At 63.9% G+C, this 13164-nt stretch carries 11 protein-coding genes; 6 read left to right on the forward strand and 5 right to left on the reverse strand.

The genetic code is table 11. The features are described 5' to 3' along the window. Window positions 1-116 precede the first annotated feature (116 nt). Window positions 117-920: a SirB1 family protein gene (locus tag BLS13_RS18485; protein ID WP_093454347.1), complete on the reverse strand. Its 804-nt coding sequence runs from the start codon at window positions 918-920 to the stop codon at window positions 117-119. 102 nt (window positions 921-1022) lie between these two features. Then, window positions 1023-1337 carry a UrcA family protein gene (locus tag BLS13_RS18490; RefSeq protein ID WP_093454348.1) on the reverse strand — a complete coding sequence of 105 codons (315 nt, stop codon included), beginning with the start codon at window positions 1335-1337 and terminating at the stop codon, window positions 1023-1025. A 200-nt stretch (window positions 1338-1537) separates the two neighbouring features. On the opposite strand from BLS13_RS18490, the gene bluB reads away from it, so the two are divergent. The 4 genes from bluB (at window position 1538) to BLS13_RS18510 (ending at window position 4165) form a co-directional block, all read left to right on the forward strand. Next, window positions 1538-2176: a 5,6-dimethylbenzimidazole synthase gene (gene bluB / locus BLS13_RS18495; RefSeq protein WP_093454350.1), complete on the forward strand. Its 639-nt coding sequence runs from the start codon at window positions 1538-1540 to the stop codon at window positions 2174-2176. A 72-nt stretch (window positions 2177-2248) separates the two neighbouring features. Beyond that, window positions 2249-2512 (forward strand): BufA2 family periplasmic bufferin-type metallophore, encoded by a 264-nt coding sequence (locus BLS13_RS18500; RefSeq protein ID WP_093454351.1) that lies wholly within the window; start codon window positions 2249-2251, stop codon window positions 2510-2512. A 58-nt stretch (window positions 2513-2570) separates the two neighbouring features. Continuing rightward, window positions 2571-3404, forward strand: coding sequence for an MNIO family bufferin maturase (locus tag BLS13_RS18505; RefSeq protein WP_093454353.1), 834 nt, complete (start codon window positions 2571-2573; stop codon window positions 3402-3404). Next, entirely contained in the window at window positions 3401-4165 is a 765-nt protein-coding gene (locus BLS13_RS18510) for an HvfC/BufC N-terminal domain-containing protein (RefSeq protein ID WP_256325968.1), read from the forward strand. Before BLS13_RS18505 ends, BLS13_RS18510 begins: the two co-directional genes overlap by 4 nt. 16 nt (window positions 4166-4181) lie before the next feature. Here BLS13_RS18510 and BLS13_RS18515 read toward each other — a convergent pair whose 3' ends face one another. Further along, on the reverse strand, window positions 4182-4373 hold the full coding sequence (locus BLS13_RS18515) for a hypothetical protein (RefSeq protein ID WP_037526797.1): 192 nt from the start codon (window positions 4371-4373) through the stop codon (window positions 4182-4184). Between the two features lie 217 nt (window positions 4374-4590). On the opposite strand from BLS13_RS18515, the gene gltB reads away from it, so the two are divergent. Beyond that, window positions 4591-9228 carry a glutamate synthase large subunit gene (gene gltB, locus BLS13_RS18520; RefSeq protein WP_093454354.1) on the forward strand — a complete coding sequence of 1546 codons (4638 nt, stop codon included), beginning with the start codon at window positions 4591-4593 and terminating at the stop codon, window positions 9226-9228. 16 nt (window positions 9229-9244) lie between these two features. Further along, on the forward strand, window positions 9245-10681 hold the full coding sequence (locus tag BLS13_RS18525; RefSeq protein ID WP_093454356.1) for a glutamate synthase subunit beta: 1437 nt from the start codon (window positions 9245-9247) through the stop codon (window positions 10679-10681). 37 nt (window positions 10682-10718) lie between these two features. Here the strand turns inward: BLS13_RS18525 and BLS13_RS18530 are convergent, their stop codons facing one another. Beyond that, window positions 10719-12023 (reverse strand): NRAMP family divalent metal transporter, encoded by a 1305-nt coding sequence (locus BLS13_RS18530; protein ID WP_093454357.1) that lies wholly within the window; start codon window positions 12021-12023, stop codon window positions 10719-10721. A 175-nt stretch (window positions 12024-12198) separates the two neighbouring features. Continuing rightward, on the reverse strand, window positions 12199-13125 hold the full coding sequence (locus BLS13_RS18535; protein ID WP_256325969.1) for a zinc-dependent alcohol dehydrogenase family protein: 927 nt from the start codon (window positions 13123-13125) through the stop codon (window positions 12199-12201). Between the last annotated feature and the right edge of the window lie 39 nt (window positions 13126-13164).

Genomic DNA, 13164 nt, shown 5'->3' on the forward strand with positions numbered 1-13164 from the left:
TCGGCAAACTGCTCGATCACTTCCCTTCCGCTGAGTGTGCAAACTACATCCGCGGTGCGGGCTATGCGTCAATATGAATCAGAAAGACTCTAAGGTTAGACGGCCGGCGTCGCAGATCAGCGGGCAACGGTCTCCATCATCGACACGATATGCGCCCGGCGGACGGGATCGCGCGTGATTTCCAGCATGGCGCTCAGACTGTCGCGCGCCTTTTCCGCCTGCCCCGTCTGCCATTGCAGCCGCGCCAGATCCCACCAGCATTGCGCATGCGCGGGGGCGACTGTGGTCGCACGTTCGTAGATCGCGCGCGCCCGCGCCCGATCGCCGCCGCGTTCGGCGCGGCTGGCCTGGTTGAGCAGCAGCCGAACCAGCACCTGGCGATTGGACATCGGCGCGAGATGGTCCTTGGTGAGCGCGACACGCGCGCCGAGCGCACCCGCGAGCAGATCGGCGATATGCGCCATCGGCACCGGCGCGCCGCCGTTGAACGGATCGATCACCACCGCGGCGCCGGGCGGCCCGATCCGCACCAGCACGTGGCCGGGCGTGTTGAGCGCGAAGGCGATCCAACCGATCCGCCGCGCCAGCGCGACATAGAGGATCGAGAGACTCACCGGCAGCCCGCGCCGCCGATCGAGCACGCGGATCATGTCGGCGTTGAGCGGCGCATCATACGTCTGATGATCGCCGGAAAAGGCATATTTGCCTGCCAGCAGCTCTGCCATGATCCGGCCCTGGCGAAGCCCGTCGGCATCCGCCCCCGCGGCCGGGGCAAGCCGCCCCTCCATCTCTTTGAGCAAGGCGAAATAGGGATCGAGGCTGACGCCCTCATGATCGAGCGCGCTGAGATCGAGCGCGGCCAGATCGAGCGCAATGTCTTCATCATCGAGAAGACCGAGATGGCTGACGGCGGGGATCATGCCCTTATGGCGTAGCCGAAGCGGCCGCCCAATGCCATATATGACGAAGCCGGCGGAACGCTATCGCGCACCGCCGGCTCGGTCAGCCGTCATCGGAAGGGCTCAGCGCGAGGCGAGCCGGGTTCCTTCAGCCTTGACGGCCATCGCGACCTGCGACCGGGCCGACTTCAGGGCTGTGCTGCGGCACTGCGCAACGGCCATCCGGTCACCGCTATTGTCGGCGCAGACCTTACGGGCAGCGTGGTGGATGCGGCTGTCGAGCGCATCGACGCCGGCCTGGGTACCGAGGTTCAGATCGCCATAAGCGACCTTGACCGAGGGCGCCTCGGCGCGCAACGGCGTGGCAACGGCGAGAGTGAGCATGGTGGCGACCAGCGCAGCGGTGCCAGCGAGCGAGCGGTTTGCGAAGTTGAGCATTGGTAGATCCCTTTGTGTAGAAGTTGGTGATGCACAGTCCTTCGCACAAACCGTGCCAAATGAATTTCACCTGATTTTATTGATGTTTTCGGAAAATATTACATAACTCTGTTGCCAATGATTGGCAGAATTTCCGTACTCATGGTGTTTTTTCCAAATTGCAGCGAGATTGATCGCTTGTTCGCATTAAAGAGAGGAAAATGATGGGCCCGGTCTTCGATACCGTGTTCAACGAGCGGCTTGCCGAGTTGCTGGCCTGGCGCCGGGATGTCCGTCGGTTCCGAACGGATCCGGTGCCCCCGGGCCTGCTGGATCGACTGTTCGATGTCGTCCAGCTCTCCCCGTCAGTCGGCAACAGTCAGCCCTGGCGATGGGCGGCCGTCGACGATCCCGCGCGACGCCAGGCGGTCTGCGCCAATTTCCAGCGCTGCAACGATGTCGCGTTACACGAGCAGGCGGATGAGCGGCAGGCGGCTTATGCCGCTCTCAAGCTCGAGGGGCTGCGCACCGCGCCGGCGCAGTTCGCGATCTTCTGCGATGTCGAAACAGAGCAGGGCCATGGCCTCGGCCGCGCGACGATGCCGGAGACATTGGCCTATTCCACCGTCCTGGCTATCGCCGCCTTCTGGCTCGCGGCGCGCGCCCGCGGGCTTGGCGTCGGCTGGGTATCGATCCTCGATCCGGCCGCAATCAACGCAATCGTCGATGTCGATCCGGCGTGGCGCTTCATCGCCTATCTGTGTGTCGGCTGGCCTGAAGAGGAGCATATCGATCCCGAACTTGCCCGCCACGGCTGGCAAAGGCGCACCGATGCAGGACGCACGATCCTGCAGCGCTGAGGCTGTAACCTTCCGCCGCATCCTCCCGAAGTAGCATGTGCCACATCGGCAATAACCTTTCGGAGAGACATCATGACCATCACCAGATCCGGCGTCAGCTTCGCCGCCACCGCCGCCCTGATCGCGCTCGCGGGTGCGACCGCATCGGCCCCGTCCTTTGCCGCCGGCGCGAAGACCGTCCATTGCTACGGCGTCAACAGCTGCAAGGGCACGTCCGACTGCAAGACCGCGCACAATGACTGCAAGGGCATGAACACGTGCAAGGGACAGGGCTTCAAGGAAATGACCGCGAAGAAGTGCACCGCCGCCGGCGGCAGCCTGACCGAGATCAAGTGACGATCCGGCCCGGCTGCGCCACGTGGCCGGGCCACATTCTTACGCGAGGACATGGCAGATGGCGCCTTCGGCATTTCATGGTTTCGGCCTCGGGCTGCGCGCCCGGCATTATCCGGATTTTCTGGAAAGCCCGGTGGCGGTCGACTTCGTCGAGGTGATTTCCGAAAATTTCATGATCGACGGCGGCCGGCCGCTGAACATCCTCGGCCGCATACGCGAACGTCATCCCGTTGCACTCCACGGTGTATCGATGTCGATCGGATCGACGGACGGCATCGATCCCGACTATCTGGCGCGATTGAAGGCACTCGCGGATCGGATCGAGCCCCTGTTCGTGTCCGATCATCTGTGCTGGACGCGGATCTCCGGCTTCAATTCGCACGACCTGCTGCCACTGCCCTATACGCAAGAGGCGCTCGACCTGGTCTGCGCCAATGTCGATCGGGCACAACATGCATTGCAGCGGACGATACTGATCGAGAATCCCTCAAGCTATATCGCTTTCGACGGCGCGGATATGACCGAATGGGAATTTCTCGACGCCTTGTGCGCCCGCACCGGCTGCGATCTGCTGCTCGACGTCAACAATATCTTCGTGAGCGCGACCAATCATGGCTTCGATGCGATGGCCTATCTAAATGGCGTGCCGGCACAGCGCGTCCGGCAGATCCATCTTGCCGGACACAGCCGCCGCGGCGACATGCTGATCGATACGCATGACCAACCGGTGCCCGATCCGGTGTGGGCATTGTACGAAGCGGCGATCCGGCGGGTCGGCCCGGCGGCGACGATGATCGAGCGCGACGATGCGATTCCGCCGCTGGCCGAATTGCTCGGCGAGCTCGATGTCGCCCGATCGCATGCGCGCAACCGCGAAAGGCTGGCCGCATGAGCACCGCAATGCCATTGGCCGAATTGCAGCGCGGTTTCTACGATTGGCTGGTCGACGCGCCGACCGATTTCGCCAGACGGATCGGCGATCGGGCGGCCGCGGGGCTTAAGGTATATCAGCACAATTACCGCAGCCAGCTTGTCGCCTGTCTCGGCGAAACCTTCGAACATCTTCATGCCTGGCTCGGCGATGAGGCGTTCGCCGATGCCGCCCGCGCGCATATCCAACGCAACCCGCCTTATGGATGGACGCTCGGCATCTTCGGCGAAGGCTTCGATCGGACGCTCGCCACGCTCTATCCGGACGATCCCGAGGTCGCCGAACTGGCCTGGCTCGAATGGTCGCTGGCGCAGGCCTTCACCGGGCCGGATGCCGATGAGATCGCGCCAGAAGAATTGACCGGCATCGACTGGGATACAGCTCGGCTGATCTGTGCGCCCACCATGCGGATGCGGGCCGCGACGACGAACGCCGGCGCGATCTGGTCGGCCTTGTCAGCCGGCGAGGCGCCCCCGGCCGCAGCGCTGCTGCCCGAACGGGGCGCGATGCTGGTGTGGCGCAATCAGCTTACGCCCTGTTTCCGAACGATCGAAGCCGACGAGCAAAAGGCGCTGGAGCGGATAGCCGCGGGCACCGGCTTCGGCGAAATGTGCGCGCAACTGGCCGCACAAGCCGGCGAAGCGGGTATTCAGCTGGCGGGGATCATGTTGGGCCAATGGCTGCGCGACAGAGTCGTGATCGGCGTGTTGCCGCCTGCGTGATACGCGGCGCGGCTCGTTACCAGCGGCCGCCGGTGAACGGCGCGAACGACTGGTGATATTTGCCGACATGCGCCTGCGCATAGGCCTCGAACACGGTCTGGGGATCGCAACCGGTCTTCGAAGACTGCACTTTCTGGAACAAGGCAGCGTCCATCAAGCGCTGTGCGACCTCGAAATTGATCTCCCGGCCGCTCGCGTCGCGCACCATTGTCACTGTTATATTCTCCCCCAAACCCAGAGATTCATAGCACAATGTTGTTACGGCTCAATGTTGTACGGTACAAAGATTGCCGTGGACTTAAGGCGAGCAGGGCTTGAGGCCCCACAAGATTCATTGCGCTTCACTCTGCCGGATTGGACTGTATAGCGACTCGCACGATGGCGGCCCGCTGGTTGGGGTCAGCCGGGAGGGGGATAGAAGCCGGATGAGTTATCCGCAGACGCAGGGCCTGTACGATTCACGTAACGAGCATGACGCTTGTGGCGTCGGCTTTATCGTGAACATCAAGGGCGAGAAATCGCACGCCACCGTCCAGCGCGGTCTCGAGATTCTGGTCAATATCGATCATCGTGGCGCGGTGGGCGCCGATCCTTTGGTCGGCGACGGCGCGGGCATATTGATCCAGATTCCCGATGCGCTGCTGCGCAACTGGGCCAGCGAGACCGGCATCGACCTGCCACAGCCCGGCGAATATGCGGTCGCGATGTGCTTCCTGCCGCGCGATGCCGCTGCACGCGACGTCGCCACCGCCCATTTCGAGGCTTTGATCGCCAAGGAAGGCCAGAAGCTGCTCGGCTGGCGTGACGTGCCCGTCGACACCGACGGCCTCGGCAAGACCGTGCTCGAAGAAATGCCCGCGATCCGTCAGGCGATCATCGGCCGCGGTGAAGGCCTCGACGATCAGGATGCCTTCGAGCGCAAATTGCTCGCGATCCGCAAGCAGACCCAGAATCCGCTCAAGGAACTGGCTAAAAAGCAGAATTTGCCGGGGCTCAGCGAATTCTACATGCCATCTTTTTCGACACGCACCGTCGTTTACAAGGGGCTGCTGCTCGCCGGGCAGGTCGGCAGCTTCTATCGCGACCTCGCCGATCCGCTGACCCAATCGGCGCTGGCTTTGGTCCACCAGCGTTTCTCGACCAACACCTTCCCGTCGTGGAAGCTTGCCCACCCCTATCGCTACATCGCGCATAATGGCGAGATCAACACGGTGCGCGGCAATGTGAACTGGATGAACGCGCGCCGCCGCACGCTGGAATCGGAGCTGCTCGGCCCCGATCTCGACAAGATGTGGCCGCTGATTCCGCACGGCCAGTCCGATACCGCCTGCCTCGACAATGCCCTCGAACTGCTCGTCGCGGGCGGCATCGCCTTGCCGCAGGCCGTGATGATGCTGATCCCCGAGGCGTGGGCAGGCAATGCGCTGATGTCGCCCGAGCGCAAGGCATTCTACGAATATCATGCCGCGTTGATGGAGCCGTGGGACGGCCCCGCCGCGATCGCCTTCACCGATGGCCGTCAGATCGGCGCGACGCTCGACCGCAACGGCCTGCGCCCGGCCCGCTTCGTCGTGACGGACGACGACCATGTCATCATGGCGTCGGAGTCCGGCGTGCTGCCGGTGGCCGAGGAGAATATCGTCCGCAAATGGCGGCTCCAGCCCGGCAAGATGCTGCTGATCGACCTCGAAGAAGGCCGGATCATCGAGGACGAAGAGATCAAGGCCAAGCTCGCCGGTGCCGCGCCTTATGCGCAATGGCTGGAAGCGACGCAGTATAAGCTGGAGGAACTCGACGTCGCGGCGGCACCGCCGGCTACGCCCAACGATCCCGATCGGCTGCTCGATCGCCAGCAGGCGTTCGGCTACAATCAGGAAGATGTCGGCAAGTTCCTCGAGCCGATGGCGCGCAATGCCGAAGATCCGATCGGATCGATGGGCACCGACACCCCGATCGCAGTGCTTTCGAGCCGGTCGCGGCTGCTCTACGATTATTTCAAACAGAATTTCGCACAGGTCACCAACCCGCCGATTGATCCGATCCGCGAGGAACTGGTGATGTCGCTGGTGTCGATGATCGGCCCGCGCCCGAATCTGCTGGGCAGGCAGGCGGGCATGCACAAGCGGCTCGAAGTCGCGCAACCGATCCTGACCGACATGGATCTGGCCAAGATCCGTTCGGTTTCCGAAGCGCTCGACGGCGCATTCCGCACCGAGACGATCGACATCACCTGGTCCGCGCAAAGCGGGGCCGCGGGTCTCGAACTGGCGCTCAAGGAAATGTGCTGGGCGGCGACCGAAGCCGTGCTCGCCGATCACAACATCCTGATCCTTTCGGACCGCGCGGCGAGCGAGGACAGGATCGCGATTCCGGCGGCGCTGGCCACCGCGGCCGTGCACCATCATCTGATCCGCCAGGGCCTGCGCATGCAGACCGGCCTCGTCATCGAGACCGGCGAGGCGCGCGAAGTCCACCATTTCTGCGTGCTCGCGGGCTATGGTGCCGAGGCGGTCAATCCATGGCTGGCGTTCGAGACGCTCGAGGACATCCGCGTCCGGCAGAACCTGCCCTTGTCATCCTATGAGGTGCAGAAGAATTACATCAAGGCGGTCGGCAAGGGCATCTTGAAGGTCATGTCCAAGATGGGCATTTCGACCTACCAGAGCTATTGCGGCGCGCAGATTTTCGACGCGATCGGCCTGTCATCGGCCTTCGTCGACAAATATTTCACGGGCACAACCACGACGATCGAAGGCGTCGGCCTGGCCGAAATCGCCGAGGAAACCGTCCGCCGCCATCGCGATGCTTATGGCAATAATCCGATCTACAAATCGATGCTCGATGTCGGCGGCAACTATGCCTATCGCATCCGTGGCGAGGATCATGCCTGGACGCCGACCAGCGTATCGAAGCTGCAGCATGCGGTGCGCGGCAATCGCGCGAGCGACTATGCCGAGTTCGCCGCCAGCATCAACGAGCAGAGCGAGCGGCTGCTGACGATCCGCGGCCTGATGACGCTGAAACCGGCCGACAAGCCGCTGTCGATCGACGAGGTCGAGCCGGCGGCGGAGATCGTCAAGCGCTTCGCAACCGGCGCGATGAGCTTCGGTTCGATCAGCCGCGAGGCGCACACCACGCTCGCGATCGCGATGAACCGGATCGGCGCCAAATCGAACACCGGCGAAGGCGGCGAGGAGCCCGATCGCTTCGTGCCGATGGCCAATGGCGATTCGATGCGATCCGCGATCAAGCAGGTCGCATCCGGCCGGTTCGGCGTGACCGCCGAATATCTGGTCAATGCCGACGACATCCAGATCAAGATGGCGCAGGGCGCGAAGCCCGGCGAAGGCGGGCAGCTGCCCGGCGACAAGGTCAACAAGAATATCGCCAAGGTGCGCCATTCGACCCCCGGTGTCGGCCTGATCTCGCCGCCGCCGCATCACGACATCTATTCGATCGAAGATCTCGCGCAGCTCATCCATGATCTGAAGAACGTCAACGATCGCGCCCGCATTTCGGTGAAGCTCGTCTCCGAAGTCGGCGTCGGCACGGTCGCCGCCGGTGTTTCCAAGGCGCGCGCCGATCATGTCACGATCTCCGGCTATGAGGGCGGCACCGGCGCATCGCCGCTGACGTCGCTCACCCATGCTGGCAGCCCCTGGGAAATCGGCCTCGCCGAGACCCAGCAGACCCTGCTGCTCAACGGGCTGCGCAGCCGCATTGCGGTGCAGGTCGACGGCGGGTTGCGCACCGGCCGCGACGTCGCGATCGGCGCATTGCTTGGCGCCGACGAATTCGGCTTCGCGACCGCACCCCTGATCGCCGCCGGCTGCATCATGATGCGCAAATGCCATCTGAACACCTGTCCGGTCGGCGTCGCGACGCAGGATCCGGTGCTGCGTACGCGCTTCACCGGCCAGCCCGAACATGTGATCAACTACTTCTTCTTCGTCGCCGAGGAACTCCGCCGGATCATGGCGGATATGGGCTTCCGCACGTTGAGCGAGATGACCGGCCGCGTCGACCGGATCGACATGAACAAGGCCGTCAGCCACTGGAAGGCGCAGGGCATCGATCTCGGCAAGATCCTGCATCAGGTGAAGCTGCCCGAAGGCGCGCCGCTGCGGAACACCGGCGGCCAGGACCATGGCCTCGATCTGGCGCTCGATCGCGAGCTGATCGCGGCATCGGCCGCTGCGCTCGATAGCAAGGAGCCGGTGCGGATCGAACGGCCCGTCCGCAACGTCAACCGGACCGTCGGCGCAATGCTGTCGGGCGAAGTCGCGCGGCGCTACGGCCATGCCGGCCTGCCCGAAAACAGCATCGTCATCCGGCTATCCGGCGTTGCCGGCCAAAGCTTCGGCGCGTTCCTCGCGCATGGCGTGACCCTGGAACTGACCGGCGACGGCAATGACTATGTCGGCAAGGGCCTGTCGGGCGGCCGCATCATCGTGCGCCAGCCGGCGCATATCACTCGCAACCCGCTGGAAAATATCATCGTCGGCAATACCGTGCTTTACGGCGCGATCGCGGGCGAAGCCTATTTCCAGGGTGTGGCGGGCGAACGTTTCGCGGTTCGCAACTCGGGAGCGATCGCGGTCGTCGAGGGCACCGGCGATCATGGCTGCGAATATATGACGGGCGGCGTGGTGGTCGTGCTCGGCAAGACCGGGCGCAACTTCGCGGCCGGCATGTCGGGCGGCATCGCTTATGTTTACGACAGCGATGGCCAGTTCCGCGCCTTGTGCAACCCGGCGATGGTCGACATCGAACCGATCTCGATAGAGCGCGACGATGATGACGGCTCCGGCCGTCCCGCGCAGCGCCCCACCGACGTCAGCGACTATGGCATGGGCGACGTGCTACGCCACGATGCCGATCGGCTGCGCATCCTGCTGGAGCGGCACGTGCTCCACACCGGAAGCGCACAGGCGAAGGCGCTGCTCGAAGACTGGCCGACAACCATCAGCCACTTCGTCAAGGTCATGCCGCGCGACTATCGGCGCGCTTTGCAGCAGATCGAGGCCGAGCGGATCGCCGCCGCCGCCGTCGCTGCAGAATAATCGGAGAATTTTTGAGATGGGCAAGGCCACCGGCTTCCTGGAAATCGAACGGCGCGACCGCGGCTATGACAAGCCGGAGAAGCGGCTGAAGAACTGGAGCGAGTTCGTCAAACCGCTCGGCGAGACCGAAATTCGCGATCAGGCCGCGCGCTGCATGAATTGTGGCATTCCTTATTGTCACAATGGCTGTCCGGTGAACAACATCATCCCGGACTGGAACCATCTGGTCTATGAGGATCAGTGGCGTTCGGCGCTCGACGTGCTGCATTCGACCAACAATTTCCCCGAATTCACCGGCCGCATCTGCCCGGCGCCGTGCGAGGCAAGTTGCACGCTCAACATCGACGATTCGCCGGTCACGATCAAAACGATCGAATGCCAGATCGTCGATCGCGGATGGGAAGAAGGCTGGATCTTGCCCCAGCCGCCCAGGATCAGGACCGGCAGGCGGGTGGCCGTGGTCGGATCGGGCCCCGCCGGTCTCGCCTGCGCGCAACAGCTCGCACGCGCCGGCCACGCCGTGACCGTGTTCGAGAAGAATGACCGGGTCGGCGGGCTGATGCGGTACGGCATTCCCGACTTCAAGATGGAAAAACACCTGATCAACCGCCGCGCACAGCAGATGGAGGCCGAAGGCGTCACCTTCCGCACCAGCGTCGAGATCGGCGTGATGATGTCGGTCGACAGCCTGCAGGAAAATTTCGACGCGGTGGTGATGGCGGGCGGCGCGGAAAAGCCCCGCCTGCTCGATATCCCCGGCTCCGAACTGTCCGGCGTGCGGCTGGCGATGGAATTTCTGACCCAGCAGAACAAGCGCAATGCCGGCGACGACGAAGTCCGCGCCGCGCCGCGCGGCTCGCTGACCGCGACCGGCAAACACGTCATCGTCATCGGCGGCGGCGACACCGGATCGGATTGCGTCGGCACATCGAACCGGCAGGGTGCCGCCTCGGTCACCCAGCTCGAAATCATGCCGAAGCCGCCCGAGCGCGAGGATAAGGCATTGAGCTGGCCGAACTGGCCGCTGCGCCTGCGCACGTCATCGAGCCATGAGGAAGGCTGCGACCGCGACTGGGCGGTGCTGACCAAGCGCGCAACCGGATCGGCCGACAAGATCGAAGCGCTCGAATGCGTCCGCGTCGAATGGGTGAACGGGCGCATGGAGGAAATCGCCGGCAGCGAATTCGCGCTGAAGGCCGATCTCGTCCTGCTCGCGATGGGCTTCACCGGCCCGATCCAGGCCGGGATGATCGAGCAGTCCGGCGTCACGCTCGACGCGCGCGGCAACGTCCAGGCGACCATGCAGGATTACAGGACCAGCCGTGATGGCGTGTTCGCATGCGGCGACATGCGGCGCGGCCAGTCCCTCGTCGTATGGGCGATCCGCGAGGGCCGCCAATGCGCCCGCGCGGTCGATCTGGAGCTGATGGGCACCAGCGAACTGCCGCGTTAGAGTTTTTCGGGCACAGACCGACGAAAGTCGGAAAACTCTAAGTCAGCAGGAAGGCGATGGCGACGGCGGCCATGACCGCTGTCGCCAGCCAGCCGCCGCCTGCCAGTTTGCGGGAAATCGCCAGGCGCCCCATGATGCGCCGGTTGCGCGCGATGATCATCACGACGGTCATCAACGGCGCGGCCAACATGCCGTTCACCACCGCCGCCCAATAGAGCGCCTTCATCGGATCGATCGCGACGAAGTTCAGCGCAAGCCCGCCGATCGTGGCCGCGGCGATTGTGGCGTAGAATGCCTTTGCCTCGCGCGGTTGCCGATCGAGCCCCTCAACCCAGCCGAACGTCTCGCTGACCGCATAGGCCGCGGAGCCCGCCAGGATCGGCACGGCAAGCAGGCCGGTGCCGATGATCCCGATCGCAAACAAGGCGAAGGCGAATTCGCCCGCGATCGGCCGCAGCGCTTCGGCCGCTTCGGCCGAAGTCGCGACATTGACGATACCGTGCGCATGCAAAGTGGCGGCGGTCGCGATGACGATGAACAATGCGGTAAGATGCGAAAAGCCCATACCGACCAGCGTATCGATGCGGATTCGCGTGAGTTCGGGTCCCGCCGAGCGTGGCGAGATACAGAGCGGCTTGACGTGGCGGCGATGCTGCTCCTCCACCTCCTGACCCGCCTGCCAGAAGAAGAGGTAAGGGCTAATCGTCGTGCCGAGAATGGCGACCAGCGCCATCGCATGGTCGCGATCGAACCGGAATTGCGGAATCACCGTCTGATGCAAGGCCGTCGCCCATGGCACATGCGAGACGAACACGACCGCCACGTAGGAAAAGAGCGACAGCGTCGTCCATTTCAGGATCTGCGCATAGCGGCTGTAGCTGAGGAAGGTTTCCAGCAATATGCTGACGATGCCGAATACGACCGTGAACAGCAGCACCGGGCCGGGTATCAGCAGCGCCAGCGCAGCCCCCATCGCCCCAAGATCGGCACCAAGGTTGATCACATTCGCGATCAGCAGCAGCACCACCACCGAACGCAGCAGCCAGGGCGAATAATGCCGCCGCAGATTTTGCGCGATGCCGAGGCCCGTCACCGATCCGATCTGCGCGCAGATCGCCTGGATCGACGCGAGCAAGGGATATCCGAACAACATCGTCCAGGCCATGCCATAGCCGAATTGCGCGCCGACCTGGCTGTAGGTCGCGATCCCGCTCGGATCATCATCCGCAGCACCGGTGACGAGCCCCGGGCCCAAAGCACCGACCAAGGCTTTTCCCCAATGACGGGGAGCCTGTTCCTCGCTGCTCGCGCCCTTGTCCGGCTTGATCACCCGCTCGTTCAAACGCCGTCCCCTAATATTTCAGCCCGACGAGCGGCCCCTGCCTCGCGACGCGAGCAAGATGATCGAACCGGATCGTTCAAATGCAGACCTGTCACGTTCAGACGGCCAGTTAACGCCAGGCACCCGACGACACCTTACGCAATAGTCCGCGGCCGGAAGCCGCAACCGTCCGCCGCTACAGCAGGTTGATCGCGATCTTGCCAAAGAAGTTGCCGCTTTCCAGATGACGCATCGCATCGGGCAGACGATCGAGATCATAAGCCACATCGACGACCGGGCGAATGCCGTGCAGAGCAGCGAAAGCCAGCATCACCTCATGCTGCCCGCGATGGCCGACGGCGATCGGAGCGACCGGCTTGCCGGGATCGAGTCCCCAGCTCGCGGAGCCCTCCAGCATGCCGACCGCGGCGATGATCCCGCCGTCGTTTATCATCGTCGCTGCCGTTTCCAACCCGGCGGCGCCGACGACATCGACGAGAATGTCGACACCCCGCCCGCCCAGCGCGTGGCGCGCGGCGGCGGCCCAATCCGGGGTCGTGCGATAGTTGATCAATATGTCCGCCCCCAGCGCGCGGGCACGATGCAGCTTGGCACTGGACGAGGAGGTGATCACGACATGCCCCCCTGCCGCCTTCGCCCATTGCAGCGCGGCGAGCGACACCCCGCCCGTACCCTGCACCAGAACCCATTCGCCGGCCGCCAGCGGCCGCGGCCCGAACAGCGCGTTCCACGCCGTCAGCCCCGCGCAGGGCAAGGTCGCCGCTTCCAGATCGCCCAGTTTATCGGGAATGAGGCACAGGCTTTCGGCATCGAAGGCCCCGTAGCTCCGCGCTACGCCATCGATCGGGCCGCCCAGCATCGCCGCCGTCGGCGTCGATCCTTTGAACCAGCCGAGCGCGAACAGCGGGCTCACCCGATCGCCCGGCTTGATCCGCGTGACGCCTTCGCCCACGGCTTCCACCTCGCCCACGGCGCAGGATAACGGAACATAATAGGGTTCCTTGACGCCGGACAATTGGCCTTTCACCATCAGCAGATCGCGATAATTGAGCGTTGCCGCCTTGAGCCTAAGCAAGGCCTCGCCAGGACCGGGTATGGGCATTGGCAGTTCGACGAGGGAGATTGAATCGATTCCCGCTCC

The organism is Sphingomonas sp. YR710, from assembly GCF_900101455.1.
GTDB lineage: Bacteria > Pseudomonadota > Alphaproteobacteria > Sphingomonadales > Sphingomonadaceae > Rhizorhabdus.

Excerpts from the sequence above, each read along its gene's own strand:
- BLS13_RS18485 (WP_093454347.1), bottom strand. The coding sequence starts at position 920 with ATGATCCCCGCCGTCAGCCATCTCGGTCTTCTCGATGATGAAGACATT.
- BLS13_RS18490 (WP_093454348.1), bottom strand. The coding sequence starts at position 1,337 with ATGCTCAACTTCGCAAACCGCTCGCTCGCTGGCACCGCTGCGCTGGTC.
- bluB (WP_093454350.1), top strand. The coding sequence starts at position 1,538 with ATGATGGGCCCGGTCTTCGATACCGTGTTCAACGAGCGGCTTGCCGAG.
- BLS13_RS18500 (WP_093454351.1), top strand. The coding sequence starts at position 2,249 with ATGACCATCACCAGATCCGGCGTCAGCTTCGCCGCCACCGCCGCCCTG.
- BLS13_RS18505 (WP_093454353.1), top strand. The coding sequence starts at position 2,571 with ATGGCGCCTTCGGCATTTCATGGTTTCGGCCTCGGGCTGCGCGCCCGG.
- BLS13_RS18510 (WP_256325968.1), top strand. The coding sequence starts at position 3,401 with ATGAGCACCGCAATGCCATTGGCCGAATTGCAGCGCGGTTTCTACGAT.
- BLS13_RS18515 (WP_037526797.1), bottom strand. The coding sequence starts at position 4,373 with ATGGTGCGCGACGCGAGCGGCCGGGAGATCAATTTCGAGGTCGCACAG.
- gltB (WP_093454354.1), top strand. The coding sequence starts at position 4,591 with ATGAGTTATCCGCAGACGCAGGGCCTGTACGATTCACGTAACGAGCAT.
- BLS13_RS18525 (WP_093454356.1), top strand. The coding sequence starts at position 9,245 with ATGGGCAAGGCCACCGGCTTCCTGGAAATCGAACGGCGCGACCGCGGC.
- BLS13_RS18535 (WP_256325969.1), bottom strand. The coding sequence starts at position 13,125 with ATGCCCATACCCGGTCCTGGCGAGGCCTTGCTTAGGCTCAAGGCGGCA.